We start from the raw sequence: 26,411 nt of genomic DNA, 5'->3' as shown, positions 1-26,411 counted from the left end.
GATTGCCCATGCCTATTTCACCTCCCCTGTTGCGTTTGTTGCTGGTTGGACTGCTCAGCCTGGTACTCGCCCCCTTCGCCCACGCCGATGCCGATGCCGCAAAACGTCTGCGCATCGGCATCACGCTGCATCCTTACTACAGCTACGTAGCCAATATTGTCGGCGACAAGGCCGAAGTAGTGCCGCTGATTCCGGCCGGCTTCAACCCGCACGCCTACGAGCCCCGCGCCGAAGACATCAAGCGCATCGGCACCCTTGATGTGATCGTGCTCAATGGCGTCGGCCATGACGATTTCGCCGACCGCATGATCGCCACCAGCGAACGCCCGGACATCCCGGTGATCGAGGCCAACGCCAACGTGCCGCTGCTGGCCGCCACCGGCAATGCCGCGCGCGGTGCGGGCAAAGTGGTCAACCCGCATACGTTCCTGTCGATCAGCGCGTCGATTGCTCAGGTCAACAACATTGCCCGCGAGCTGGGCAAGCTCGATCCCGACAACGCCAGGACCTACACCCAGAACGCCCGCGCCTACGGCAAGCGCCTGCGCCAGATGCGCGCCGACGCCCTCGCCAAGCTCACCCGCGCGCCCAACCCCGACCTGCGCGTCGCCACCGTGCACGCGGCCTACGACTACCTGCTGCGTGAATTCGGCCTGGAGGTCACCGCAGTGGTCGAGCCGGCCCACGGCATCGAACCCAGCCCCAGCCAGTTGAAGAAAACCATCGATGAACTGCGCGCCCTGGATGTGAAGGTGATTTTTTCGGAGATGGATTTCCCCTCCACTTATGTCGATACCATCCAGCGCGAATCAGGGGTCAAGCTGTACCCGCTGTCGCATATTTCCTACGGCGAATACAGCGCTGAGAAGTACGAAGTGGAAATGACCGGCAACCTCAACACTGTCGTCCGGGCCATCCAGGAGTCGGGGGCATGACCGCCGCAGAACAGCTGAAAGTCGCCAGCATCGGGCCGACCCTGGACTTCGACAAGGTGTCGCTGACCCTGGGCCGCACCGCAATCCTGGTCGACGTGAGTTTCCAGGTACAGCCGGGCAGCATCCACGCCCTGGTCGGCCCCAACGGCGGCGGTAAAAGCTCGCTGATCAAGACCCTCCTGGGGCAGACCCCACATCAGGGGCGCTTGAGCCTGGCGTGGCCGGCTTCGCCCGGCGCCGTCGGCTATGTACCGCAGGCGTTGGAGTTCGACCGAGGCTTGCCGATGACCGTGGATGATTTCATGGCTGCGATGTGTCAGCGGCGTCCGGCGTTTCTGGGCCTGTCCCGGCACTACGCGGCCGCCATCGGCGAAGCGCTGGAGCGGGTCGGCATGCAGGACAAGCGCAAGCGCCGCATGGGCGCGCTGTCCGGCGGCGAGCGCCAGCGCGTGCTGCTGGCCCAAGGCCTGATTCCGGCCCCGCACCTGCTGGTGCTGGATGAACCGATGTCGGCCCTTGATGAAGCCGGCATCCAGGTCTTCGAGCGCCTTCTCAATGACTGGCGCCTGGCCGGCATTACCGTACTGTGGATCGAACACGATCTGGAAGCGGTCGGCCGCCTGGCCGATCGAGTGACCGGCCTTAACCGCCGCGTACTGTTCGATGCCACGCCTAAGGAAGCACTGACTCCGGACCGCCTGCTGACCCTGTTTTCTACTCATCCTCGGAGCACGGCACCATGAGTTATGAAGCCTTTCGCCTGATGGTCCAGGGCTGGGCCTCTTCCGGGTACCTGCCGGAAGCCTTGGCCTACGGGTTTGTGGTCAATGCGCTGCTCGCGGGTCTGTTGATCGGTCCGGTACTGGGTGGGCTGGGTACGCTGGTGGTGGTCAAGCGCTTTGCGTTTTTTTCTGAAGCGGTCGGCCACGCCGCGCTGACCGGCGTAGCCGTGGGCATCCTGCTCGGCGAGCCCTATACCGGACCGTACGGCAGCCTGTTCGGCTACTGCCTGCTGTTCGGCATCCTGCTCAACTACCTGCGCAACCGCACCGGGCTGGCACCCGACACCTTGATCGGCGTGTTCCTCTCGGTGTCCCTGGCGCTGGGCGCGAGCCTGTTGTTGATCCTGGCGGGCAAGATCAACGTGCACATTCTGGAAAACGTACTGTTCGGCTCGGTGCTGACGGTCAACGGCAACGACCTGCTGGTGCTGGCGATTGTCGGCACGCTGGTGATGGCCCTGGCGCTGCCGCTGTACAACCGCATCATGCTCGCCAGTTTCAACCCGCAGCTGGCGGCGGTGCGCGGCGTAGCGGTAAAGACCCTGGATTATCTGTTCGTGATCCTGGTGACATTGATCACAGTGGCCGCGGTCAAGGTCATCGGCGCGATCCTCGTGGGGGCGCTGCTGGTGATTCCGGCGGCGGCGGCGCGCCTGCTGAGCCAGTCGCTCAAAGGGTTCTTCTGGGTCTCGGTGGTGATCGCCACGGTCAGCACCCTCTGCGGGATTCTGCTGCCGATTCTATTCGACCTGCCCATCCCCTCCGGTGCCGCGATCATCCTCGTCGCCGGTATCGCCTTCGCCTGCGCCGCCATTGCGCGTGGCGTCGTCCCCAGTCTGAAAGGGAATCTTGGATAATGCGCTTCGCTCTACGCCCGCTGACCCTGGCCTTTGCCTGCCTGATCGCCGCACCGCTGATGGCGGTCGAATCGGTAAAACCTGCGGTGCATGCCGCCAAACCCGTGAAAGTGCTGGCCTCGCTGCCCATCACCTATGGCTTGGCGGACGTGTTGCTCAAGGGCACCGACGTGCAACTGGAACGCGCCGCGCCGGCCAACCTGCCCGGCTCGCGGCAGGTGGCGTATTTCACGGGGCGTGGCGCGCCGGCGCTCAGCGCCTTGGCCCAGGGCGCCGACGCAGCCATCGGCCTGCGCTCGCTGTGGCCGGATGACCCGCTCTATCCGGTGGCGCGCCGCAGCAATATCCGCATCGTCGAAGTGGACGCCGCGCGCCCGGTCGACGGCGGTTTGCCGGGGATCGCCGTGCAACCCGGCGCGATCGACGGTTTGAATAGCCAGCCCTGGCAATCGAGCAACAACCTGGGGCGCATGGCCGATGTCATGGCCGCCGACTTGAGCCGCCTGGCACCGGATGCCAAAACCAGGATCGACGGCAACCTCGCAGCCCTCAAACAACGCCTGCTCAAACTCAATGCCGACAGCGAGGCACGCCTGGCCAAGGCCGATAACCTGAGCGTGGTGAGCTTGAGTGATCATTTCGCGTATCTGATCAGCAGCCTGAACCTCGAAGCGCTCAGCACCGACGCCCGCCCCGATGCCGAGTGGACGCCCCATGCACTGGGCAAACTCACCGCCGAGCTGAAGGACAATGACGTCGCCGTGGTGCTGCATCATCGCCAGCCAAGTGAAGCGGTAAAAGCCGCGGTGGCGGCAGGTGGTGCACAGCTTCTGGTACTCAACGTCGACGGCGCAGACCCGGTGACGGAGCTGGAAAGCAACGTGGATCAGGTGATCAAAAGCCTGACGCCAAGTGGCTGAATGCCAACGGCCTTACTGAGACCCGAATTGGCCCCTGTCACTCAGACGACATCTACTCCCACATGAATCGCATCATGCCGCCAGAATTCCAGATCGCAATCGATCAGGCGCTGGTGCTGGTCATAGTTGACCCGGGCAATGCGCAGGCCGGGGCTGCCCACCGAGACGCGCAACGCGGCGGCAGCCTCCACCGGCAATGAGGTCGGGACGATCTCGAAACGCACCCGTCCGTAATGCACGTCGTACTTGCGCGCGTACAGCTCGGTCATCGACTGGGTCAAATCACACGCCAGAATCCCCGGAAAATACTGCGGGTTCAGGTAGTGCTCCACATACAGCACCAACCGCCCATCAATGCGCCGCCCCCGGCAGATCTGGATCACGCTGGACAACGCCGGTAACTGCAACCAGGCGCATACCGCCGCCGAGGCCGGTTGCAAGCGCGCGCTGAGCACTTCGGTGGACGCCACCCGGCCCTGGTCGCTGACCATCGCGTGAAAGTGGCTGCGTTGCATCAGGTTGTAGGCCAGGCGCGGCGGCGACACAAACCAGCCGCGGCGCTCTTCGCGATAGATCTGCCCTTGCGCCTCCAGTTGTAACAAGGCTTCCCGCACGGTAATGCGAGTGGTACCAAACAACTCGCTGAGCTTACGTTCGGCAGGCAACTTGCGACCGGGCGGCAACAGACCGTGGTCGATCTGCTCCTGCAGCGCCAGGCCGATGGAGGTCACCGCCTTGATTGCTTCATCACGCATCAACGTTACCTTTCTGGACTAGACCAGCACCGTTCAGGTGCACAAAGCGCTGGGTAAACGGGCCCTTGCTATTGCGTGCAAGCGTAGGCAGGACAAATGACCGAGAGATGACAGCCCCCTGGATGCGGCCTACCACACCCTGCAATACATCGGCCAAGTCCCGCCAATGCGGGCCCTTTGGCGTGGTCTACGCTGAGTCTGCGCGGAGCGACATCGACGCGTTGAAAACGACATCGACATGAAACTGTCATCCATCGGGCCTAGATTGGCTCAGGTATTGCTGACCTAGACCACACCACCGCAATCGTTCATAAAAACGCAGCGTTGTTAACGCCCATAGGAGCTTCGGATGAAACAGCTTTTCCTGGCATCACTGTTAGGCTCGACCATTGCCATGTGCACCGCCGCCATGGCTGCCGATACCGATCTAAAAACGCTGGAAGCCGCCGCGAAGGCCGAAGGCGCCGTCAACAGCGTCGGCATGCCCGATGACTGGGCCAACTGGAAAGGCACCTGGGACGATCTGGCCAAGACCTATGGCCTCAAGCACATCGACACCGACATGAGTTCGGCGCAGGAAATCGCCAAGTTCAAGGCCGAAAAAGACAACGCCAGCGCCGATATCGGCGACGTCGGCGCAGCCTTCGGCCCGATTGCGGTGAAACAGGAAGTGACCCAGCCTTACAAACCGTCCACCTGGGCCCAGGTGCCGGATTGGGCAAAAGACAAGGACGGCCACTGGGCCCTGGCATACACCGGGACGATTGCGTTTATCGTCAACAAGAAGTTGCTGCATGGATCTGAAGTGCCCCACAGCTGGGCCGACCTGCAAACCGGCAAGTACAAGGTCTCCGTGGGCGACGTCAGCACGGCGGCACAGGCGGCCAACGGCGTACTGGCAGCGGCCATCGCCAATAAAGGCGACGAGAAGAACATTGCCCCCGGGCTGCAGTTTTTTACCAAAATTGCCCAGCAAGGTCGCCTCTCGCTGTCCAACCCGACCATCGCCACCATGGAAAAAGGCGAAGTCGAAGTGGGCATCGTCTGGGACTTCAACGGCCTGAGCTACAAAGCCAAGATGGGCAACCCGGATGACTACGTGGTGCTGATCCCATCGGACGGCTCGGTGAAATCCGGCTACACCACCATCATCAACAAATACGCCAAGCACCCGAACGCGGCCAAGCTGACCCGCGAATACATCTTCAGCGATGCCGGCCAACTTAACCTGGCCAGGGGCAATGCGCGCCCCATCCGTGCCGAAACCGACCTGAAACTGCCGGCCGATATCGCCAAGAACCTGATCCCGGGCGAGCAGTACACCAAGGCCAATCCACAGCCGATCAAGGATGCCGATGCCTGGGAAAAAACCTCCAAGAAACTGCCTCAGCTGTGGAATGAGCAGGTCATCGTAGAGATGAAATAAGGGTTTATTCCGCATTGGAGATCCAATGTGGAAGCGGGCTTGCTCGCGAATGCGGTATGTCAGCCAATACATTTGTTCTGATACGCCGCTTTCGCCAGCAAGCCCGCTCCCACACCTGAACCGCGTTTTTACCGGAAATAACCTGTTGCGGAGCGCCAGCCCCCATGAAGCACCCCGTCATCCTTGTCGTGCTCGACGGCCTTAACTTCGAGGTTGCAAGGCACGCCATGGGGCATTTGCAGGCCTATGTCGGCGCAGGACGCGCAGCCCTCTACACACTGGAATGTGAACTGCCCTCACTGTCCCGCCCGCTGTATGAATGCATCCTCACCGGCGTGCCACCGATCCAGAGCGGCATCGTGCACAACAACGTCTCGCGCCTGTCCAACCAGCGCAGCATTTTCCACTACGCCCGCGACGCCGGTCTTACCACGGCGGCAGCGGCTTACCATTGGGTCAGCGAGCTATACAACCGCACACCCTTTCTCGCCGCCCGCGATCGTCATACCGACGACAAGGCGCTGGCGATCCAGCACGGGCATTTCTACTGGAATGACCACTACCCGGACTCCCACCTGTTTGCCGACGCCGAAAGCCTGCGCCTCAAGCACGCGCCGGACTTCCTGGTGGTGCACCCGATGAACATCGACGATGCCGGTCACAAGCACGGCCTCGACACCGCGCAATACCGCAACAGCGCACGCTCGGCCGACATCATCCTGGCCGACTACCTGCAAGGCTGGCTCGACGCCGGCTACCAAGTGCTGGTGACCGCCGACCACGGCATGAACAACGACCGCTCCCACAACGGCCTGTTGCCGGAGGAGCGCGAAGTGCCGCTGTTTGTCCTCGGCGATGCCTTCAGCCTGGATGCCAAGGCCGCACCGAAACAAACCGACCTGTGCGGTACCGTCTGCGAACTGTTGGGCGTGCCCCACGACAAACCTGTGTGCCGGGAGCTATTGAAGTGAATGCCATGACTCGCGGCAAATGGCTGGCGCTGCTATGCCTGGTGCCTTTCACGCTGTTCTTTATCGTGTTCGAAATCGCACCGCTGGTGTGGGTGCTGATCAACAGCCTGCAGACCGAAGACTCCGGCTGGGGCGTAGACAACTTCACGCGGATCTTCAGCTCCAAGTTCTACCTGCAGGCCATCCAATACAGCCTGGAAATCAGCTTTTACTCCAGCGTGTTCGGGATCATCATTTCCGTGCTGGGCAGCTACTCGCTGCGCCGGGTGGATTCGCCCCTGTGCAACTTCGTCACCGCCTTCGCCAACATGACCAGCAACTTCGCCGGCGTACCCCTGGCCTTCGCCTTCATCATCCTGCTGGGGTTCAACGGCAGTATCACGATCATGCTCAAGCAGGCAGGCATCATCGAAGACTTCAACCTTTACTCGAAAACCGGGTTGATCATCCTCTACACCTATTTCCAGATTCCCCTCGGCGTGCTGCTGCTCTACCCCGCCTTCGACGCCCTGCGCGAAGACTGGCGCGAGTCGGCGTCGCTGCTGGGCGCCAGCAGCTGGCAATTCTGGCGGCACATCGGCCTGCCGGTACTGACACCGGCGCTGCTCGGCACGTTCGTGATCCTGCTGGCCAATGCCCTGGGCGCCTATGCCACGGTGTACGCGCTGACCACCGGCAATTTCAATGTCTTGCCGATCCGTATCGCGGCGATGGTGTCAGGGGATATCTCCCTGGACCCGAACATGGCCAGCGCACTCGCTGTGGTACTGGTGGCGCTGATGACCGTGATCACCGTGGCCCATCAATTGCTGCTCAAGAGGAGCTACCATGTCTCGCGCTGAAGCCGGCCCGGCCTCGCTCTACCATCGCGTGGTGGTGTACCTGCTATTTGCCATTCTGGTACTGCCGTTGGTCGGCACGTTTATCTATTCGATTGCGAGCAGTTGGTCGGCGACCATTCTGCCGGCCGGTTTTACCGTGAAATGGTATGTGCAGCTGTGGAGCGACCCGCGCTTCCTGATGGCCTTCGGTCAGTCGCTGCTGGTGTGTGTGGGCGCGTTGATCCTGTCGGTGGTGCTGATCCTGCCGCTGCTGTTTGTGGTGCATTACCACTTCCCCAAGCTCGACGCGCTGATGAATATCCTGATCCTGCTGCCCTTTGCGGTGCCGCCTGTGGTGTCGTCGGTCGGCTTGCTGCAGCTCTACGGCTCCGGGCCGATGGCGATGGTGGGCACGCCGTGGATCCTGATCGGCTGCTACTTCACCGTGGCGCTGCCATTCATGTACCGGGCCATTACCAACAACCTGCAGGCCATCAACCTGCGTGACCTGATGGACGCCGCCCAACTGCTCGGCGCCAGCACCTGGCAGGCCACGATCCTGGTCGTACTGCCCAACCTGCGAAAAGGCCTGATGGTGGCGCTGCTGCTGTCGTTCTCGTTCCTGTTCGGCGAGTTCGTGTTCGCCAACATCCTGGTGGGCACCCGCTACGAAACCCTGCAGGTGTACCTCAACAACATGCGCAACAGCAGCGGCCATTTCACCAGCGCCGTGGTCATTTCCTACTTCTTCTTTGTGCTGGTACTGACCTGGGCCGCCACCTTCTTGAACAAGGACAAAAGCCAATGAGCTTCGTCAGCGTGCAACACTTGCAGAAAAGCTACGCCGGCACGCCGGTGTTCAGCGATATCAACTGCGACATCGCCCAGGGCGAATTCGTCACCCTGCTCGGACCGTCCGGTTGCGGCAAATCAACGCTGCTGCGCTGCATCGCCGGGCTGACCGCGGTAGACAGCGGCAAGATCCTGCTGGACGGCCAGGACATCGTTCCGCTGAGCCCACAAAGACGCAACATCGGCATGGTGTTCCAGAGTTACGCGCTGTTCCCCAACATGACCGTGGAACAGAACGTCGCCTTCGGCCTGCGCATGCAAAAGGTCAACGCCGATGACAGCCGCAGGCGCGTGCAGGAAGTGCTGCAACTGGTCGAACTCACTGAGCTGGCCGGCCGTTACCCGCACCAGATGTCCGGCGGCCAGTGCCAGCGCGTGGCCCTGGCCCGCTCCCTGGTCACCCGGCCGCGCCTGCTGCTGCTTGACGAACCGCTGTCGGCGCTCGACGCGCGGATTCGCAAGCATCTGCGCGAACAGATCCGCGAAATCCAGCGCGAATTGGGGCTCACCACGATTTTCGTGACCCATGACCAGGAAGAAGCGCTGACCATGTCCGACCGCATCTTCCTGATGAACCAGGGCAAGATCGTACAGAGCGGCGATGCGGAGACGCTCTATACAGCGCCGGTGGATGTTTTCGCCGCCGGTTTTATCGGTAACTACAACCTGCTGGACGCCGACAAGGCCAGCCGCTTGCTGCAACGCCCGATCAGCGGGCGCATTGCGATCCGCCCGGAAGCCATCGAACTGAGCCGCAACGGCGAACTCGACGCGCAGGTACGCAGCCACAGCCTGCTGGGCAACGTGATCCGCTACCGCATCGAGGCCCGGGGCGTGGAACTGGTGGTGGATGTACTCAACCGCTCGGCCGACGATCTGCACCCCGATGGCCAGCGCCTGGCACTTTCCATCGACCCCAGCGCGCTATGTGAAGTAGCCTGAGCAGCGATTTATTGAGAGAGCGTAACGGATGGCACTGGTAATTTTTGATTTGGACGACACCCTGATCCACGGCGACTGCGCCACCTTATGGAGCGAGCAGATGGGCCGTCTGGGCTGGGTCGACCCCGAGTCGTTCATGCGCAGAAACAACGAACTGATGGACGCCTACAGCCAGGGCAAACTGGCCATGGAAGACTTTATGGACTTCAGCCTGGAGCCGATGATCGGCCGCACGCCGGAAGAAATCGAGCACTTGGTGGAGCCGTGGGTCGAAGACGTGATCGAACCGCTGATCTACAGCGACGCCACCAAAACCATTGCCCGCCACCGCGCTCAGGGCGACCGGATTCTGGTGATCTCGGCCTCGGGCACGCATCTGGTCAAGCCGATTGCGGCGCGCATCGGTATCGATGAGGTACTGGGGATTGAGCTGGAGGTCAGCCATGGCGTTTACAGCGGCAAGACCGTGGGCGTACTCACCTACCGTGAAGGCAAGATTACGCGTTTGCAGGACTGGTTGGCGCAGGAAAATGAAACTTTGGACGGCGCGTACTTCTATTCGGATTCGCGCAATGATTTGCCATTGCTGTTGAAGGTCGATCATCCGCAGGTGGTAAACCCGGACCCGGTGTTGCGGGCACATGCCGAGCAGGCGAACTGGCCGATTCATCACTGGGTTTGATGCGCGTGAACTCCGCGCCAGGGCGCACGCTGTCAGCGGATGGTGAACAGAGCCCTGCGGGCTGCCATAAATCGGCGCGATCAAGGCCGGAAGTCGTCATTGGAATGCGAAACGAGCCTACATCGTGTGTAGGACTCCGAGCGCCAAGCACATCACATGACCTTCAACGCCTTGCAATGCTTTCACAGTGCCTCCATAGTGACTCTGGACTGAGCCCGTAGCAGTAGCGCCGGGCTTTTTGCATTATGCGACCGGCCCACACGGAACCGGCGACTTCAAAGACGGCCTAATATGCGTTATCAATTGCCCCCGCGTCGAACCAGCATGAAGCATCTGTTCCCCAGCACCGCCCTCGCTCTTTTCATTGGTCTCGGCTTTGCGTCGATGTCGACCAATACGTTCGCAGCCAACAGCTGGGACAACCTTCAGCCGGATCGCGATGAGGTGATTGCCAGCCTTAACGTCGTCGAGTTGCTCAAGCGTCATCACTACAGCAAGCCGCCGCTGGACGACGCGCGCTCGGTGATCATCTACGACAGCTACCTCAAGCTGCTGGACCCGTCGCGCAGCTACTTCCTGGCCAGCGATATCGCTGAGTTCGACAAGTGGAAGACCCAGTTCGACGACTTCCTCAAGAGCGGCGACCTGCAACCCGGCTTCACCATCTACAAGCGCTACCTGGACCGCGTCAAAGCGCGTCTGGACTTCGCATTGGCTGAACTGGACAAAGGCGTCGACAAACTTGACTTCACCCAGAAGGAAACCCTTCTGGTGGACCGCAAGGACGCCCCTTGGCTGACCAGCACCGCCGCCCTCGACGACCTGTGGCGCAAACGCGTCAAGGACGAAGTGCTGCGCCTGAAGATCGCCGGCAAGGAACCCAAGGCCATCCAGGAGCTGTTGACCAAGCGCTACAAGAATCAGCTGGCGCGTCTGGACCAGACCCGCGCGGAAGATATCTTCCAGGCGTACATCAACACCTTCGCGATGTCCTACGACCCGCACACCAATTATCTGTCGCCAGATAATGCGGAAAATTTCGATATCAATATGAGTCTGTCGCTGGAAGGCATCGGTGCCGTCCTGCAAAGCGATAATGACCAGGTCAAGATCGTGCGTCTGGTGCCGGCTGGTCCGGCGGACAAGACCAAGCAGGTCGCCCCGGCCGACAAGATCATCGGCGTGGCCCAGGCCGACAAAGAGATGGTCGATGTGGTCGGCTGGCGCCTGGACGAAGTGGTCAAGTTGATCCGTGGGCCGAAAGGCAGCGTGGTGCGCCTGGAAGTAATCCCGCACACCAACGCGCCCAACGACCAGACCAGCAAGATCGTGTCCATCACCCGCGAAGCGGTGAAACTCGAAGACCAGGCGGTGCAGAAGAAAGTCCTGAACCTCAAGCAGGATGGCAAGGACTACAAACTGGGGGTGATTGAGATCCCAGCGTTCTACCTGGACTTCAAGGCGTTCCGTGCCGGTGATCCGGACTACAAGAGCACCACCCGCGACGTTAAGAAAATCCTGACAGAGCTGCAGAAGGAAAAAGTCGACGGCGTGGTCATCGACCTGCGCAATAACGGCGGTGGCTCGCTGCAGGAAGCCACCGAACTGACCAGCCTGTTTATCGACAAGGGCCCGACCGTGTTGGTACGCAACGCCGACGGCCGTGTCGACGTGCTGGAAGACGAGAATCCAGGCGCATTCTACAAAGGGCCGATGGCACTGCTGGTCAATCGTCTCTCGGCGTCGGCGTCGGAGATTTTCGCCGGTGCCATGCAGGATTATCACCGTGCATTGATTATCGGCGGCCAGACCTTCGGCAAAGGCACGGTGCAGACCATCCAGCCGCTCAACCATGGCGAGCTCAAGCTGACACTGGCGAAGTTCTACCGAGTGTCCGGGCAAAGCACACAGCATCAGGGCGTATTGCCTGACATTGATTTCCCGTCGGTCATCGACACCAAGGAAATCGGCGAAAGCGCCCTGCCGGAAGCCATGCCGTGGGACACCATTCGTCCCGCGATCAAGCCGGCCTCCGACCCGTTCAAACCGTTCCTCGTACAGTTGAAAGCTGACCACGACGCTCGCTCTGCCAAAGATGCCGAGTTCGTCTTCATCCGCGACAAACTGGCCCTGGCCAAAAAACTGATGGAAGAAAAAACCGTCAGCCTTAATGAAGTGGACCGTCGCGCACAGCACAGCGATATCGAAAACAAGCAACTGGCCCTGGAAAACATCCGTCGCAAGGCCAAGGGCGAGGATCCGCTCAAAGAGTTGAAGAAAGAAGACGAAGATGCATTGCCGACCGAAGCGGATAAAACCAAGCCGGAAGACGATGCCTACCTGGCTGAAACCGGGCGGATCCTGCTGGATTACCTGAAGATCAGCAAGCAGGTAGCCAAGCAGTAACTGATGGCAATTTAATGTGAACGCTCCCCGGAGTGTCATCAAATAGACATCATTCTGTCGTGAAATGAGGGACCCCAGGCTTCAGGCCTGGGGTCCTTTTTTTTGACCGAGACCGCCATGACCACGACCGAACAGCTGAATGCACTGAGCTCAATCCTGGCTCAAGGCAGTTTGCACAGTCTGTTCCAGCCGATCATCTGCTTGTCCGAGCGGCGGATTCTTGGTTATGAAGCCCTCAGTCGCGGGCCATCCAACAGCCCCCTGCACTCGCCCGTCGCCTTGTTCGCCATCGCGGGCCAAACCGGCCGCCTCAGCGAATTGGAAATTGCCTGCCGCGAGAGCGCCTGCCGCCGGTTCAGCGAGCAAAAGCTGCCGGGTAAGCTGTTTCTGAACATCTCACCCGAATCGCTGATGGAAACCGCACACCAACCCGGGCGCACCCTACAACTGCTGCACGACTTTGGCATCCCGCCGAGCCAGGTGGTGATCGAGCTCACCGAGCAGACGCCCACCGACGATTTCAACCTCTTGCAGACCGCGTTGCATCACTATCGCAACATGGGTTTTTCGATTGCTCTGGACGATTTGGGTGCCGGCTATTCAAGCCTGCGGTTATGGTCGGAGCTGCGCCCGGACTATGTGAAGATCGATCGTCATTTTATCGATGGCATCCATCAGGATGCGCTCAAGCGCGAGTTTGTCGGCTCGATCCTGCAGATCGCTCGGGCGTCGCGCGCGCAGGTCATCGCCGAAGGGATCGAATTGCCGGAGGAGCTGGCAGTGTTGACCGAGATGGGCGTCGACCTGGTCCAGGGGTACCTGCTCTGCCGCCCGCAGGAACAGCCGCCGCAGGAAGCACGCCTGATGCTGCCCAAGCCTGACAGCGCCAGCGTGACCCTCAACGATGAAGGCAGTGACCTCAGCGCCCTGCTCAACGAACAACCGGCCGTGGACCAGGATACTGCCACCGCCCAGGTGCTGGAGGCGTTTCGCCGCCAGGCCAATCTCAATTCCCTGGCGGTACTCGATGGGCGCGGCCACCCGGTGGGTATCGTGCATCGGCATTCGCTGTCCGACGCGCTGCTCAAGCCGTTCGCCACCGACCTGTTCGCGCGCAAGCCCATCAGCCGCCTGATGAGCAACGACTTCCTGGCGGTGGAACTGAGCCAGTCGCTGCAACAGGTCAGCCGCCTGCTGACCAGCCGCGCACGGCAACGGATCGAGGAAGACTTTATCATCACGCTCAATGGCGATTACCTGGGCCTGGGGCGGGTGATCGATGTGCTGAAGTTAATTACCGAACTGAAAATCCAACAGGCGCGCTACGCCAACCCATTGACCCTGCTGCCGGGCAACGTGCCGATTCAGCAGTGCCTCGCACGGCTGTTGCAGCAACAGCGTGAATCGGTGATCTGCTACGTGGACATCGACAGTTTCAAGCCCTTCAACGATATCTACGGCTATGGACGTGGGGACGAGGTGTTGCTGTGCCTGGCGCAGTGCCTGAACGACCGGGTCGACCCCAGCCGCGACTTCGTCGGGCATATCGGTGGGGATGATTTTCTACTGGTGCTGGGGCCGCAGGACTGGCGCAGGCGGCTCAATCAGTTGCTGGATGATTTCCACACCCAGTGCCGACGCTTCTACCGCGCCGAACACTTGGATGCCGGCTGCTTCGTGGCGTTGAACCGCCAGGGCATACGTCAGGAATTCGCATTGCTGTCGTTGTCGATCGGCGTGGTCCATTTATACCCACAGGCCTGCGGGCACCTGGATGCCAGTCAGTTGGCAGAGCTGGCGTCGCAGGCCAAGCACCACGCAAAAGATGTGGCCGGCTACAGCATCCATGTCATCGACAGCATGGACATGCTGCCCCAGCCACTTTAGGCCTCGGCGGATTCCGGGTACTCGTACTCGAACACCCGCACCACCTCGGACGCATGCCAGGAAGCCGCGGCCACGCCATCGGACGGCCCGCTGAAACGCCCCAGGCGCTCCACGCATTCGAAGAAACCGGTACGCGGCAGGCGGCTGGCGCCCTGGCTGATCACCAGGGAACTGCGCAATGGCTGCTCGGCTTTGGCATCCAGCGCCGCCAAGTGCTCGAGGGCCGCGGCCAGGGTCTGCATGGCTGGCGAGGGGAATTGCAGGCGCTCAAGCAGCGCGCGGTAGGTCAGCAAATGGCGCTGGCGGCGCGCCTGGTCCAGCTCGTTGAGCAACCCATCCCAGTGTTGACGGCTGATACGTAAACTCAAGATTCATCCCTCCACCCTGCAACGCCCAATTCCCAGGCCAGGCTGCGGCGGATCGCGGCATCCGGCTGGCGCTCACCCTTTTCGATCAATTCAAGATACGAGGGGCTGATGCCCACGGTGCGGGCCAGTCCTTCAATAGCCAGGCCCTTGGCTTCACGCAGCCCACGCAAGTCGGCGAGCGGCCGAAGGTCCTGCTCGGCAACCGCTCGGGCAACAGGGGAAGAAGGTGACGGAGGCTGTTGCTGACCGGCCGCGTTGAGCAGCGCCTGGTATTGATCCCATGGCAACACCGCATATTCGGGTTCGCCATTGCGTGAAATTATCTGAATATCCATGACCGCCCCGTAGGATAACAACACTTACAGCGTAAGCACTTTCCTTAGGAGTGTAATCCTAACAGCCACAAAGGTCGCAGGGGGATAGCCACGGGTTCAGTTTTTTTGCGGGTTTTCCTCAGCCAACAGCGCCGGCGTTGCAGGCAGACGCTCCACCACCGCCAGCTTCTCCGGGCGCTGGGCATTACGCCAGGCGCGAAAGGCGCTCAATTCGCCTTCCAACGTCTTCATCACCCACGCCAGTACGGCGATATCATCGAACATGCCGAACATCGGGATGAAGTCCGGGATCGCATCAATCGGGCTCAGGAAATACATCAGACCGGCCACTATCGAAATCAGCGCCTTGGGGCTGATGGCGCGGTACTCACCACGCCAGTAGGCCAGGCACAGGGCCTGAAGCAACTTGAGATCATCCTTGAGTTTACCCAGGCGGTTGCCCTGGCTGGAGCCCTTGGCCGCCACCGCGAACAGCAACGTCGGCAAGCGTCCGCGTCCCAGCAAGCGAGCCGCCATGGGCAGGAATCGGGTGAAATTGAAAGGTGGTTTCATGGGTCACTCCAGTTCCAGTCGACACACAAGGTTATCCACACAAATTGTGGATAACCTTGTGAACAGAGCCTGTTTTGCGGGCTGAAAGCCACGAACTACAAGGCTTGCAGTCAGATCGGGCGTTTTTTGCGCACATCAAAAAAACCCAAGAATTCATTGACTTGGCGTTGCCGTGCGGTTACCCGTGCTCAAGTGTTATATCAGACTGTTACAGGCTTTGGACGTTCGGTTGAATGTGTGCAGGCCGCAGAAACAACAACGCCCCGTCTCGACGGGGCGTTGTGTGTTCAGGCGCCGATTACTTCTTGGCGGCAGGTGCGGCAGGTGCGGCAGGTGCGTCAGCCTTGGCCGGATCCTTGATGGCCAGCAGCTCCAGGTCGAATACCAGCACGGAGTTGGCTGGGATCGCCGGGCTCGGGCTTTGCGCGCCGTAGGCCAGGTCGGATGGGATGTACAGCTCGACCTTCTCGCCAACGTGCATCAATTGCAGGCCTTCGACCCAACCCGGAATCACGCCGCTGACCGGCAGGTCAATCGGGCTACCGCGATCCACGGAGCTGTCAAAGGTAGTGCCGTTGGTGAGCTTGCCGGTGTAGTGAACAGTCACCACGTCGGTAGGCTTAGGCTGCGGGCCATCGGCTTTCTTGGTGATCTTGTACTGCAGACCGGAAGCCGTGGTCACGACGCCGTCTTTCTTGGCATTTTCTTCGAGGAATTTCTTGCCGGCGGCTGCCGACTCTTCGCTCATCTTGGTCATGCGTTCTTCAGCACGCTTTTGCAGTGCGGCGAACGCTTCAACCAGTTCGTCGTCTTTGAGCTTCTGCTCTTTCTTGCCGACGGCATCTTCAATGCCTTGGGCTACCGCTTTGGAATCCAGGTCATCCATGCCTTCCTGGGCAAGGCTCTTGCCCATGTTCAGGCCGATGCCATAGGAAGCTTTTTGCGCCGGGGTTTTCAGCTCTACGCTGGTCTGCGAATCACAACCCGCAAGTACCAGGCTAACCAGGGCCACCGCCGCCGCCAACCGATGCTGTTTCATGCTATTTCCTTGTTCATGCGCCAATAGGGCATTTGAATAAAGTCGCGAGCTTATCAGGCGGCCACGACCAATGGCTACCGGCATGTGAGCAGGAAACTTCCGATAAGTTCACGTGTTTAAAAGCATTTTCATTCATCATGAGGGCCCGCGACGGACCGCGGGACCGCCTTCATCCAGGCTCATGGCCACTTGCCGCACTCCTGGCGTAGTGGCATAACAACGCAACCCCTAGACAAGGATAGTTATCTTGCGCCTATTTTCCCGTATTTTGCTGCTGCTCGGGCTGCTGCTGGGCTTGGCGGTGGCCGTGGTGATCTATTACACCATCAACCCCAGGTTGCCGGCCTACGTGCCCGTCAAGCACGTGCACTACCAGGACCAATGGAGCGCCGCCGACCGCCAGATCTACTATTTCACGCCCCAAGGTACCCAGGTAAAGGGGCTGCATTATGAGTGGTTCACCGCCCTTGAACTGCCGTTCTCCGAGCAACGCTTTGCCACGCCTGAGTACCTGGCGCGCTTCGGTTTCCTGGTCGACCCCAGGCAAGTACCCTCCGCGCAAAATCCCGGCAACCTGCCCGTAGGGTTCGCCCGCCACAAGAATGCCGACAGCAACGTCGAATACCTGGATATCACCTGCGCGGCGTGCCACACCGGCGAATTGCACTTCAAAGGCCAGGCGCTGCGTATCGATGGCGGCTCGGCCCAGCACGTATTGCCCTCCAGCGTACCGACATTGCGCGGTGGCAGCTTCGGCCAGGCCCTGGTCGCCAGCCTGGCCGCCACTTATTACAACCCCTGGAAATTCGAACGGTTCGCCCGCCAGGTGCTCAAAGATCGCTATGACGCCGAACACAGCCAACTGCGCGAGGACTTCAAGCAGTCGCTGAATCAGTTTTTCAAAGTCGCCTGGAACGACACCCACCGGGGCCTCTACCCCACCGAAGAAGGCCCCGGCCGTACAGACGCCTTTGGCCGTATCGCCAACGCCAGTTTTGGCGATGCCATTTCGGCGGACAACTACCGCGTGGCCAACGCGCCGGTGGACTACCCACAACTGTGGGATATCTGGACCTTCGATTGGGTGCAATGGAACGGCTCGGCCCAACAGCCCATGGCACGCAATATCGGCGAAGCATTGGGCGTGGGCGCGACCCTGGCCTTTTTCGACAGCGCCGGTCAGCCCCTGCAAGGCGATGCGCGCTACCCTTCCAGCGTAAGGGTGCGCGACCTCAACCTGATTGAAGAAACCCTGCAGCGCCTCAAGCCACCCACCTGGCCCGAAGACCTGTTCGGTGCCATCGACAAGCCGCTGGCGGCGCAGGGTCGCGCACTGTTCGCGGAAAATTGCGCAGGCTGCCACGTACCGAATGTCACCGAGGAAAACGGCCGTCCGGTGCAGCACTTGAAAATGCTGCCGGTTGAGTACATCGGCACCGACCCCGGCACCGCCGCCAACATTGCCGATCGACGTTACGATCTCAGCGCCCTGCAATGGGACCCGACCGAGCTGGCCAGACTGAATGTCGAACTGCACCCCAGCCCTACCGAGCCGCTGGATCTGAAGAATATGTCCGTGGCCAAAGGCCTGGCCTACGTCACCGCCTTCGTCGAAGACCACGCCTACCGCGCCGCCGGCGTGACCCCGGCCGAGCGCCCGCGCCTGGATGGCTACGGCCTGCCGATCGGCGTGCGCGAATTGCGCGCTTACAAGGCGCGCCCGCTGGCCGGCGTATGGGCTACGCCGCCATTCCTGCATAACGGCTCGGTGCCGACCATTTACCAGTTGCTCTCGCCTCAGGATGAGCGCAGCACCACTTTCTATAAAGGCACCTTCAACTACGACCCGCGCCACTTGGGCTTTGAAACCGCGGCATTCAACAATGCCTTCCTGTTCGATACCCGAGTGACCGGCAACCATAACAGCGGCCACGAATTCCGAGCCGGTCAGCGAGGCAATGGCGTGATTGGCCGCAGCTTGCTGCCGCAGGAGCGCTGGGCACTGCTGGAATACCTCAAAGTACTGGGCGGCCCTCTGGAGCAACAACTGCCATGATGATTCGATCTCAATACGATCGCCCCTCCCTGCTCGCACGCCTCTGGCTGCGCCTTGGCCGCTTTGTCGGCAAGACCCTGCTCTGGCTGGTGGCGCTGGGCCTGATTGGCTGGCTGGCGAGTAGCGTCTGGTACGCCTGGCAACACAGCGGCCCGGTGCCGGCGGATGAGCAGGTGCCGCCGGGCGAAGCGGCGATGACCCAAGGCATCATTCAAACGGCGGTGCGCATCGTCGATCAGCATCGCGAAGGTACACGCTACCTGCGCGACGCCCACGCCAAGGCGCACGGCTGCGTGAAGGCCGAAGTCAGCGTGCTGTCCGATCTGGATCCTGCGCTGCGCCAGGGTGTATTCGCCGAACCGGGCAAGACCTGGCAGGCGCTGATGCGACTGTCCAATGGCAACGCTTACCCCCAGTTCGACAGTATCCGCGACGCGCGGGGCATGGCCCTCAAGCTGCTCGACGTGCCCGGCAAACAGCTGCTGGCGGACCAACAAGCCCGTACCGAGCAAGACTTTGTGATGTTCAGTCATCCCAACTTTTTCGTCAGCGACGTAGCGGAGTACGCACAGAACATCGGCGCCCAGGCGGACGGTAAGAAAGTCCTGGCATTCTTTCCCGGTATCGACCCACGCAGTTGGCAAGTGCGTCACCTGTTTATCGCCCTCGCAACCCTGGCGCCGGCGCCCGCCAGCCCGACGCAGACCACCTACTTTTCGGTATCGCCCTACAAGTTCGGTACGGCCAATGCCAAGTTCCGCGTGGCGCCCGCCCCTCAGAGTTGCCCGGAGTACGTGCTGCCCAAACAGAACCAGGACTTGCCGAATTTCTTGCGCAGCGCCTTGAGCCAGCAGTTGTCCACGGACCGGGTGCCGGCGTGCTTCGAATTGCAGATCCAGCGGCAGAACCCGCAGAAATTCATGCCTATCGAAGACACCAGCATCGAGTGGAAGGAGAGCGATGCGCCCTATGAAACCGTGGCCACCGTACGGATTCCTGCTCAGGACTTCGATACGCCGGCGCAGAACCTGGCCTGTGACAACCAGTCGTTCAATCCCTGGTTCGGCGTCGCGGAGCACCGCCCCATCGGCGGTATCAACCGTCTGCGCAAGGCGGTGTACGAAGCGGTCAGCGATTACCGTCATAGCCGCAACGCACCGTAAAGAGTGCATAACAACGGGCCCGGTGCCGTAAGGATTGCGTCGGGTCTATTGAGACATGTTTGCCGCGAATCTACCTTGAGCGCCTACCCCATCACGTAGGAAATCAACGTGGAAAGCTCAACCCTCGGCATGATCGTACTCACCTTGATCGCGGTGTTCGGCACTGCCTCGTTTTGCTTTGAACACCTGGCTACGCGTCAGACACACAAGAAAAAAGTCGAGTAGCCAAATCCCGGGCGAAAAAAAACCCGCTCAATAAGCGGGCTTCTTGTGGCGACCTGGCGTTCAGCGTTCCAGATAACCGAATATGGCGCAGCGGACGGGACTCGAACCCGCGACCCCCGGCGTGACAGGCCGGTATTCTAACCGACTGAACTACCGCTGCGCGTAACACATAAAGCGAATGGTGGGTGATGACGGGATCGAACCGCCGACCCTCTGCTTGTAAGGCAGATGCTCTCCCAGCTGAGCTAATCACCCTTCGTTTCGGTGTGGGCGCATCATACACCAAAAAATCGTAATGTCTTGATTTAAATGCACTTTATTTTAAAAAAATTAAGCGCGCGATTTTTTGCCGTATGTCGAACAGCAAAAAGCCCGCGATTAAGCGGGCTTTCTGTGGCGACCTGGCGTTCAGTGTTCCAGGTAACCGAATATGGCGCAGCGGACGGGACTCGAACCCGCGACCCCCGGCGTGACAGGCCGGTATTCTAACCGACTGAACTACCGCTGCGCGTAACACGTGAAGCGAATGGTGGGTGATGACGGGATCGAACCGCCGACCCTCTGCTTGTAAGGCAGATGCTCTCCCAGCTGAGCTAATCACCCTTCGTTTCGGTGTGGCGCGCATTCTACGGAGCGCCCTCAGGTCTGGCAAGCACTTTCTTAAATCTTTTTTTTCATGCCTTCCAATGGCTTAGGCAGGGTTGGCCTGCGCCAATATGAAGAGAATAATGCCCCCCTTTGTATAAAGGAGAGACTCACCCCATGTGGTTCAAGAACCTGCTTATCTATCGCCTGACCCAAGATCTGCCTGTTGATGCCGAGGCGTTGGAAGCGGCCATGGCCACCAAACTGGCACGCCCGTGTGCGAGCCAGGAGTTGACCACTTACGGTTTCGTCGCACCGTTCGGCAAAGGCGAAGATGCCCCCCTTGTTCACGTCAGCGGTGACTTCCTGCTGATCGCAGCGCGCAAGGAAGAACGTATCCTGCCGGGCAGCGTGGTGCGCGACGCAGTCAAAGAGAAGGTCGAAGAAATCGAAGCCGAGCAGATGCGCAAGGTCTATAAGAAGGAGCGCGACCAGATCAAGGATGAGATCATTCAGGCCTTCCTGCCCCGCGCGTTCATTCGTCGCTCATCGACCTTCGCCGCCATTGCGCCGAAACAAGGTCTGATCCTGGTGAACTCAGCCAGCCCCAAGCGCGCCGAAGACTTGCTCTCGACCCTGCGTGAAGTCATCGGCACCCTGCCGGTACGCCCATTGACGGTTAAAACCGCACCGACCGCCATCATGACCGACTGGGTCACCACCCAGAAACCGGCCGATGATTTCTTCGTTCTCGACGAATGCGAACTGCGCGACACTCACGAAGACGGCGGCATCGTCCGTTGCAAGCGTCAGGACCTGACCAGCGAAGAAATCCAACTGCACCTGACCACCGGCAAAGTGGTAACGCAGTTGGCCCTGGCCTGGCAGGACAAGCTGTCCTTCATGCTCGACGACAAAATGACCGTCAAGCGCCTGAAGTTCGAAGACCTGCTGCAGGACCAGGCCGAACAGGACGGCGGCGACGAAGCCTTGGGCCAGTTGGATGCCAGCTTTACCCTGATGATGCTGACGTTCGGCGACTTCCTGCCGGCGTTGATCGAAGCACTGGGCGGCGAAGAGACCCCGCAGGGCATCTAAGCCGTGTGAGGATCGGGATGCGGCAGGGGGCGAGCTCTGGATTGCGCGGTGTCGGTCAACTTATTCATTGGCCGGCACAGTGCGATAGGGGCAAGCCCCCTCCCCACATTTGACCGCATCAACCTTTCAAAAAAGACCAACAAAAAAGGACATCCCCATGCGCGCCCTCGCCAGCCTGAGCCGCTTCGTCGGCAATACCTTCGCCTACTGGGTGTTGATTTTCGCCGTTGTGGCGTTCTTCGAACCGACCTGGTTCATCGGCCTCAAAAGCGCCATCGTGCCGTTGCTGGGCCTGGTGATGTTCGGTATGGGGCTGACCCTGAAACTGGATGACTTCGCCGAAGTCGCGCGCCATCCATGGCGCGTGGCACTGGGCGTGGTGGCGCACTTCGTGATCATGCCCGGCGTGGCCTGGTTGTTGTGCCAGGCGTTTCATCTGCCGCCGGAAATTGCCGTCGGTGTGATCCTGGTGGGCTGCTGCCCAAGCGGCACCTCGTCCAACGTCATGACCTGGCTGGCCCGTGGCGATCTGGCGTTGTCGGTGGCCATCGCCGCTGTCACCACCCTCCTCGCCCCGCTGCTGACGCCGGCACTGATCTGGCTGCTTGCGTCGGCCTGGTTGCCGGTGTCGTTCATGGAGCTGTTCTGGTCGATCCTGCAAGTGGTGCTGCTGCCGATCATCCTCGGCGTGGTGGCGCAACGCGTGCTCGGTGAGCGCGTGCGCCATGCGGTGGAGGTATTGCCGCTGGTATCGGTGATCAGCATCGTGATGATCGTCGCCGCGGTAGTTGCGGCGAGCCAGGCAAAGATTGCCGAGTCGGGCCTGTTGATCATGGCGGTGGTGATGCTGCATAACAGCTTCGGCTACTTGCTGGGCTACTTCACCGGTCGCCTGTTCAAGCTGCCTCTGGCGCAACGCAAATCCCTGGCGCTGGAGGTGGGCATGCAAAACTCCGGGCTGGGCGCCGCGCTGGCCAGCGCGCACTTCTCGCCGTTGGCGGCGGTGCCGAGCGCGCTATTCAGCGTCTGGCACAATATTTCGGGGGCGTTGCTGTCGACTTACTTCCGCCGCATGAGCGAAGAGCAAGACCGCCGCGCAGTGGAACACACCCCACCAACTTGATCGCCGGCTCGATGTTCGGCACTCTGACGGACTTCGCGGGGACGACCCCGCGACGCTTTCAAGCGACAATTCCGGGGACGACCCCATCTGCAGAAGGGGTTACCCATGTCCTGGATCATTCTGTTTTTTGCCGGGTTGTTCGAAGTCGGCTGGGCCGTCGGCTTGAAGTACACCGACGGTTTCAGTAAGCCGCTGCCCACCGTCCTGACGCTTGCCGCCATGGCCGTCAGCCTCGGCCTGCTGGGCCTGGCCGTCAAAGAGCTGCCACTGGGCACTGCCTATGCCGTATGGACGGGCGTGGGCGCCGTCGGAACAGTCATTGCCGGGATAATCCTGTTCGGCGAATCCATGGCGTTGTTCAGGCTGGCCAGTGTCGCGCTGATCATATGCGGGCTCATTGGCCTCAAGCTCAGCACCTAGGCCGCCAGCCCTTATCGCGGGCGGCTTGAGCGCGATAAGGGCTGACTACTCGTACCAATCTAGCGAACCGTCCCACGCAACCCCGCCACCGCTTCCTGCAACCGGGCAGGCGTAGCCGCCTCCACTGCAACCGGCGCGCCGGCCACCAGCACCACCCGCGACCAGATCCGGCGCAGGAAGCCTTTGTTCGGGTCCCGGCTGAAGAAACTGCCCCACAGCCCCTGCAACGCCATGGGGATCACCGGCACCGCCGTCTCTTCCAGGATGCGCGTCACGCCACCCCGAAACTCATTCATCTCACCATCGGCCGTCAGCTTGCCCTCCGGGAAGATACAGACCAGCTCCCCGTCCTTAAGGTATTGAGCTATGCGCTTGAAGGCTTGCTCATAAATCTGAATATCTTCGTTGCGCCCGGCAATTGGAATCGCCCCGGCGGTGCGAAAGATAAAGTTGAGCACCGGCAAACGGTAGATCTTGTAGTACATGACAAAGCGAATCGGCCGACGCACCGCGCCGCCAATCAGCAGCGCATCGACAAACGACACGTGATTGCACACCAGCAACGCGGCGCCTTCATCGGGGATGGCCTGCAGGTTGCGGTGCTCCACGCGGTACATGGAATGGCTGAGCAGCCAGATCATGAAGCGCATGGTGAACTCCGGGACGATCCGGAAGATGTAGGCGTTGACCGCGATATTGAGCAGCGACACCACCAGGAACAGCTGCGGAATCGACAGTTTGGCCACGCTCAGCAGCAGGATCGACACCATCGCCGACACCACCATGAACAACGCGTTGAGGATGTTGTTGGCGGCGATTACCCGCGCGCGCTCGTGTTCAGCCGTGCGTGACTGGATCAACGCGTACAACGGCACGATATAGAAACCGCCGAACACACCCAAGCCAAGGATATCGCCCAGTACCCACCACGCTTGGCCGTAGCTGAGCACCGCCAGCCAATCGTTGGCCTGGACGTTCTGCGCGAAGCCACCCGAGTGCCACCACAGCAGCAGGCCGAATACCGTCAGGCCGAATGAACCGAACGGCACCAGGCCGATTTCAACCTTACGCCCGGACAGCTTTTCGCACAGCATCGAACCCAGCGCGATGCCCACCGAGAACACCGTGAGAATCAGAGTGACCACGGTTTCATCGCCGTACAGCCACTCCTTGGCGTAGGCCGGGATCTGCGTCAGGTAGATCGCGCCGACAAACCAGAACCACGAGTTGCCGACAATCGAGCGCGACACTGCCGGCGTCTGCCCCAGGCCCATGCGCAGGGTGGCCCAGGATTGACTGAAGATATTCCAGTTCAAACGCAGTTGCGGCGTGGAGGCCGCCGCACGCGGAATGCTGCGGCTGGCCAGGTAACCCAGGACCGCCACGCCGACGATCGCCACCGACACCACCGGTGCGTAATGAGTGGACGACATCATGATCCCGGCGCCGATAGTGCCGGCCAGGATCGCCAGGAACGTGCCCATTTCCACCAGGCCGTTACCGCCGACCAATTCGTCGTCGCGCAACGCCTGGGGCATGATCGAATATTTGACCGGGCCGAACAGCGCCGAGTGCGTGCCCATGGCGAACAGCGCCAGCAGCATCAATTCCAAATGATTGAACAGAAACCCGGTGGCACCCACGGCCATGATCACGATTTCGCCGATCTTGATCGCGCGTATCAGGGCGTCCTTGTTGAATTTCTCGCCGAACTGCCCGGCCAGCGCCGAAAACAGAAAGAACGGCAGAATGAACAGCAGCGCGCACAGGTTGACCCAAATGGCGCGATCACCGTCGATGGTGAGTTTGTAGAGAATCGCCAGGATCAGCGATTGCTTGAAGATGTTGTCGTTGAAGGCACCCAGCAACTGGGTGATGAAAAACGGCAGAAAGCGCCGCGTGCGCAGCAAGGTGAATTGAGAAGGATGGCTCATCGTCGTCCGTGTTCCTGCGTGGCCTGAAGGCTTATCGATTATCAGGCCACGACTTTACCTAATCCTGCTTACTTATTCCCTAATCCTGCAATGCACGGTGAAACAAAAAGCTCACCTCCATAGGCGCCGGCAACGGTGCGCCTGGCCACGATCAACCACATCAACGCCAGCGCCGCCACCAACGCGCTGCCCACCACGTTGAAGAACGCCAGGTGCAACACGCTTGCCAGTTTGAGCGTGGTCAACGCGTACACGCCCAGGGGAAAGGTAAAGCCCCACCAGCCCAGGTTGAAGGGGATTCCGGCGCGCAGGTAGCGCAGTGTGATCAACACCGCAATCAGCATCCACCACAAGCCGAAACCCCACAGCGTGACACCGGCCACCAGGCCAAGGCCGTTGGCAATGTCGCCGATGCCAGGCAGGCCGTTGGCTGCGAAGATAGCCGGTGCATCACCTCCCAGCAGCAACATGCCGAGAGCACCGGTGCCGATGGGGCCAAGGGCCAGCCAACTTGACGCGGCCATATTGGCGTGGGGCAGTTTGTGCAGGGCCATGCGCAGCATCAAGATGGTCAGAATGCTGAACGCCACCGGCAGGGAAAATGCCCATAACACATAGCTGGTCACCAGCATCACCAGTTGCCCATGGGCGTCGACCAGGTGCGGCGCCAACAGCCCACCACTGGCGGCGGCGACCTCGGCGGCGACAACGGGCAGCAGCCACACGGCGGTCATCTGGTCGATGCTGTGCTCCTGGCGCGTGAACATCATGAACGGGATCAGCACGCCGCAGGCCAGGGCCATGGCCACATCCAACCACCACAGCACCTCGGCCCACGGCACCACGGCATTGCCCCAACGCGGCAGACCGAACAGCAGCAGACCGTTGATGATCGTGGCCAGGCCCATCGGAATGGTGCCGAAGAACATCGAAACCGTGGAGTGCCCGAAGATCCGCCGCGCCTCGTGAAAAAACATCACCCAGCGCGCGGCGTACAAGCCGCTGAACACTATGAACAAGACGATGGCGAACAACCACAGCGTTTCGGCCAGGGCATGCATGCCCGGCAGTGCCACCGGCAATTGGGCCAGGGCCAGGGCGAGCACGCCGGTGCCCATGGTTGCGGCGAACCAGTTGGGCGTGAACTGGCGAATCACTTCCCGAGGCCGGGTCAGGTGACTGAAGGGTTTGTAACTGGAAACAGCGGAACAGGTCATGGTGAAATCCTCTTCCTCGTATGAGGGTGAGACCATGGTAGAACCTGATCGAATATCTAT

24 protein-coding genes and 4 tRNA genes are annotated in these 26,411 nt (G+C 60.7%); 17 read left to right on the top strand and 11 right to left on the bottom strand.

Annotated features, from left to right (window positions below; all coding sequences use genetic code 11):
- Nucleotides 1–8 precede the first annotated feature (8 nt).
- Genes QRN10_RS20655 through QRN10_RS20640 form a run of 4 tightly spaced genes read left to right on the top strand, consistent with a single transcriptional unit; the run spans nt 9 to nt 3,494 of the window.
- The gene (locus QRN10_RS20655) at nt 9–935 is read left to right on the top strand and encodes a metal ABC transporter substrate-binding protein (RefSeq protein WP_253511768.1); all 927 of its coding nucleotides are present in this window, start codon (nt 9–11) and stop codon (nt 933–935) included.
- Nucleotides 932–1,678 carry a metal ABC transporter ATP-binding protein gene (locus QRN10_RS20650; protein ID WP_285429016.1) on the top strand — a complete coding sequence of 249 codons (747 nt, stop codon included), beginning with the start codon at nt 932–934 and terminating at the stop codon, nt 1,676–1,678. The genes QRN10_RS20655 and QRN10_RS20650 overlap by 4 nt, the downstream gene beginning before the upstream one ends.
- Complete coding sequence (locus QRN10_RS20645; protein WP_181079902.1) at nt 1,675–2,574, top strand: metal ABC transporter permease; 900 nt, start codon at nt 1,675–1,677, stop codon at nt 2,572–2,574. The genes QRN10_RS20650 and QRN10_RS20645 overlap by 4 nt, the downstream gene beginning before the upstream one ends.
- Nucleotides 2,574–3,494, top strand: a complete 921-nt coding sequence (locus QRN10_RS20640) for a metal ABC transporter solute-binding protein, Zn/Mn family (RefSeq protein WP_285429015.1) — start codon at nt 2,574–2,576, stop codon at nt 3,492–3,494. Before QRN10_RS20645 ends, QRN10_RS20640 begins: the two co-directional genes overlap by 1 nt.
- Nucleotides 3,495–3,535: 41 nt before the next feature.
- Here QRN10_RS20640 and QRN10_RS20635 read toward each other — a convergent pair whose 3' ends face one another.
- Nucleotides 3,536–4,249: a UTRA domain-containing protein gene (locus tag QRN10_RS20635; protein ID WP_181079904.1), complete on the bottom strand. Its 714-nt coding sequence runs from the start codon at nt 4,247–4,249 to the stop codon at nt 3,536–3,538.
- A 349-nt stretch (nt 4,250–4,598) separates the two neighbouring features.
- Here QRN10_RS20635 and QRN10_RS20630 point away from each other — a divergent pair, with 349 nt between their 5' ends.
- From QRN10_RS20630 to QRN10_RS20595, 8 genes are all read left to right on the top strand, one after another.
- Entirely contained in the window at nt 4,599–5,675 is a 1,077-nt protein-coding gene (locus QRN10_RS20630) for an ABC transporter substrate-binding protein (protein WP_253511759.1), read from the top strand.
- Between the two features lie 164 nt (nt 5,676–5,839).
- Complete coding sequence (locus QRN10_RS20625; RefSeq protein ID WP_285429014.1) at nt 5,840–6,646, top strand: alkaline phosphatase family protein; 807 nt, start codon at nt 5,840–5,842, stop codon at nt 6,644–6,646.
- On the top strand, nt 6,643–7,488 hold the full coding sequence (locus tag QRN10_RS20620) for an ABC transporter permease (RefSeq protein WP_285429013.1): 846 nt from the start codon (nt 6,643–6,645) through the stop codon (nt 7,486–7,488). The genes QRN10_RS20625 and QRN10_RS20620 overlap by 4 nt, the downstream gene beginning before the upstream one ends.
- On the top strand, nt 7,475–8,275 hold the full coding sequence (locus QRN10_RS20615) for an ABC transporter permease (protein ID WP_285429012.1): 801 nt from the start codon (nt 7,475–7,477) through the stop codon (nt 8,273–8,275). Before QRN10_RS20620 ends, QRN10_RS20615 begins: the two co-directional genes overlap by 14 nt.
- Entirely contained in the window at nt 8,272–9,261 is a 990-nt protein-coding gene (locus tag QRN10_RS20610; RefSeq protein WP_181079909.1) for an ABC transporter ATP-binding protein, read from the top strand. The genes QRN10_RS20615 and QRN10_RS20610 overlap by 4 nt, the downstream gene beginning before the upstream one ends.
- 28 nt (nt 9,262–9,289) lie before the next feature.
- On the top strand, nt 9,290–9,943 hold the full coding sequence (locus QRN10_RS20605; protein WP_253511753.1) for an HAD family hydrolase: 654 nt from the start codon (nt 9,290–9,292) through the stop codon (nt 9,941–9,943).
- A 324-nt stretch (nt 9,944–10,267) separates the two neighbouring features.
- The gene (locus QRN10_RS20600) at nt 10,268–12,349 is read left to right on the top strand and encodes a carboxy terminal-processing peptidase (protein ID WP_253511749.1); all 2,082 of its coding nucleotides are present in this window, start codon (nt 10,268–10,270) and stop codon (nt 12,347–12,349) included.
- Between the two features lie 117 nt (nt 12,350–12,466).
- On the top strand, nt 12,467–14,236 hold the full coding sequence (locus QRN10_RS20595) for a bifunctional diguanylate cyclase/phosphodiesterase (protein ID WP_181079912.1): 1,770 nt from the start codon (nt 12,467–12,469) through the stop codon (nt 14,234–14,236).
- Here the strand turns inward: QRN10_RS20595 and QRN10_RS20590 are convergent.
- The 4 genes from QRN10_RS20590 to bamJ form a co-directional block, all read right to left on the bottom strand.
- The gene (locus tag QRN10_RS20590; protein ID WP_071484740.1) at nt 14,233–14,604 is read right to left on the bottom strand and encodes a hypothetical protein; all 372 of its coding nucleotides are present in this window, start codon (nt 14,602–14,604) and stop codon (nt 14,233–14,235) included. The genes QRN10_RS20595 and QRN10_RS20590 overlap by 4 nt on opposite strands.
- The gene (locus QRN10_RS20585; RefSeq protein WP_266248703.1) at nt 14,601–14,939 is read right to left on the bottom strand and encodes a helix-turn-helix domain-containing protein; all 339 of its coding nucleotides are present in this window, start codon (nt 14,937–14,939) and stop codon (nt 14,601–14,603) included. Before QRN10_RS20585 ends, QRN10_RS20590 begins: the two co-directional genes overlap by 4 nt.
- A gap of 96 nt (nt 14,940–15,035) precedes the next feature.
- Complete coding sequence (locus QRN10_RS20580) at nt 15,036–15,491, bottom strand: YkvA family protein (RefSeq protein WP_181079914.1); 456 nt, start codon at nt 15,489–15,491, stop codon at nt 15,036–15,038.
- Between the two features lie 298 nt (nt 15,492–15,789).
- Nucleotides 15,790–16,530 (bottom strand): BamJ family beta-barrel-assembly machinery protein, encoded by a 741-nt coding sequence (gene bamJ, locus QRN10_RS20575; RefSeq protein WP_253511743.1) that lies wholly within the window; start codon nt 16,528–16,530, stop codon nt 15,790–15,792.
- A 247-nt stretch (nt 16,531–16,777) separates the two neighbouring features.
- On the opposite strand from bamJ, the gene QRN10_RS20570 reads away from it, so the two are divergent.
- Both QRN10_RS20570 and QRN10_RS20565 read left to right on the top strand, forming a co-directional pair.
- Nucleotides 16,778–18,586: a di-heme-cytochrome C peroxidase gene (locus QRN10_RS20570; RefSeq protein ID WP_181079916.1), complete on the top strand. Its 1,809-nt coding sequence runs from the start codon at nt 16,778–16,780 to the stop codon at nt 18,584–18,586.
- Nucleotides 18,583–19,749 (top strand): catalase family protein, encoded by a 1,167-nt coding sequence (locus QRN10_RS20565; protein WP_285429011.1) that lies wholly within the window; start codon nt 18,583–18,585, stop codon nt 19,747–19,749. The genes QRN10_RS20570 and QRN10_RS20565 overlap by 4 nt, the downstream gene beginning before the upstream one ends.
- A gap of 308 nt (nt 19,750–20,057) precedes the next feature.
- Here QRN10_RS20565 and QRN10_RS20560 read toward each other — a convergent pair.
- The 4 genes from QRN10_RS20560 to QRN10_RS20545 all read right to left on the bottom strand — a co-directional run bounded on the left by QRN10_RS20560 (nt 20,058) and on the right by QRN10_RS20545 (nt 20,577).
- Nucleotides 20,058–20,134, bottom strand: a tRNA-Asp gene (locus QRN10_RS20560).
- A 19-nt stretch (nt 20,135–20,153) separates the two neighbouring features.
- Nucleotides 20,154–20,229: transfer RNA gene (locus QRN10_RS20555), tRNA-Val, on the bottom strand.
- A gap of 176 nt (nt 20,230–20,405) precedes the next feature.
- Nucleotides 20,406–20,482: transfer RNA gene (locus QRN10_RS20550), tRNA-Asp, on the bottom strand.
- 19 nt (nt 20,483–20,501) lie between these two features.
- Nucleotides 20,502–20,577, bottom strand: a tRNA-Val gene (locus QRN10_RS20545).
- Nucleotides 20,578–20,736: 159 nt separating this feature from the next.
- Between QRN10_RS20545 and rdgC the strand changes: the two genes are divergently transcribed.
- The 3 genes from rdgC to sugE all read left to right on the top strand — a co-directional run bounded on the left by rdgC (nt 20,737) and on the right by sugE (nt 23,200).
- Nucleotides 20,737–21,657, top strand: coding sequence for a recombination-associated protein RdgC (gene rdgC, locus QRN10_RS20540; RefSeq protein ID WP_181079918.1), 921 nt, complete (start codon nt 20,737–20,739; stop codon nt 21,655–21,657).
- 157 nt (nt 21,658–21,814) lie between these two features.
- A complete protein-coding gene (locus tag QRN10_RS20535) occupies nt 21,815–22,780 on the top strand; it encodes a bile acid:sodium symporter family protein (RefSeq protein ID WP_253511732.1) in 966 nt (321 codons plus the stop codon).
- Nucleotides 22,781–22,885: 105 nt separating this feature from the next.
- Nucleotides 22,886–23,200, top strand: coding sequence for a quaternary ammonium compound efflux SMR transporter SugE (sugE, locus tag QRN10_RS20530; RefSeq protein WP_253511729.1), 315 nt, complete (start codon nt 22,886–22,888; stop codon nt 23,198–23,200).
- 59 nt (nt 23,201–23,259) lie between these two features.
- On the opposite strand, the gene QRN10_RS20525 is transcribed toward sugE, so the two are convergent.
- Complete coding sequence (locus QRN10_RS20525) at nt 23,260–25,134, bottom strand: MFS transporter (protein WP_181079921.1); 1,875 nt, start codon at nt 25,132–25,134, stop codon at nt 23,260–23,262.
- 68 nt (nt 25,135–25,202) lie between these two features.
- Nucleotides 25,203–26,351 (bottom strand): TDT family transporter, encoded by a 1,149-nt coding sequence (locus tag QRN10_RS20520; protein ID WP_285429010.1) that lies wholly within the window; start codon nt 26,349–26,351, stop codon nt 25,203–25,205.
- Nucleotides 26,352–26,411 lie beyond the last annotated feature (60 nt).

The sequence above is a fragment of the Pseudomonas sp. lyk4-R2A-8 genome (assembly GCF_030209095.1).
GTDB lineage: Bacteria > Pseudomonadota > Gammaproteobacteria > Pseudomonadales > Pseudomonadaceae > Aquipseudomonas > Aquipseudomonas quebecensis.
This window is presented reverse-complemented; position numbering and strand designations above follow the sequence as displayed.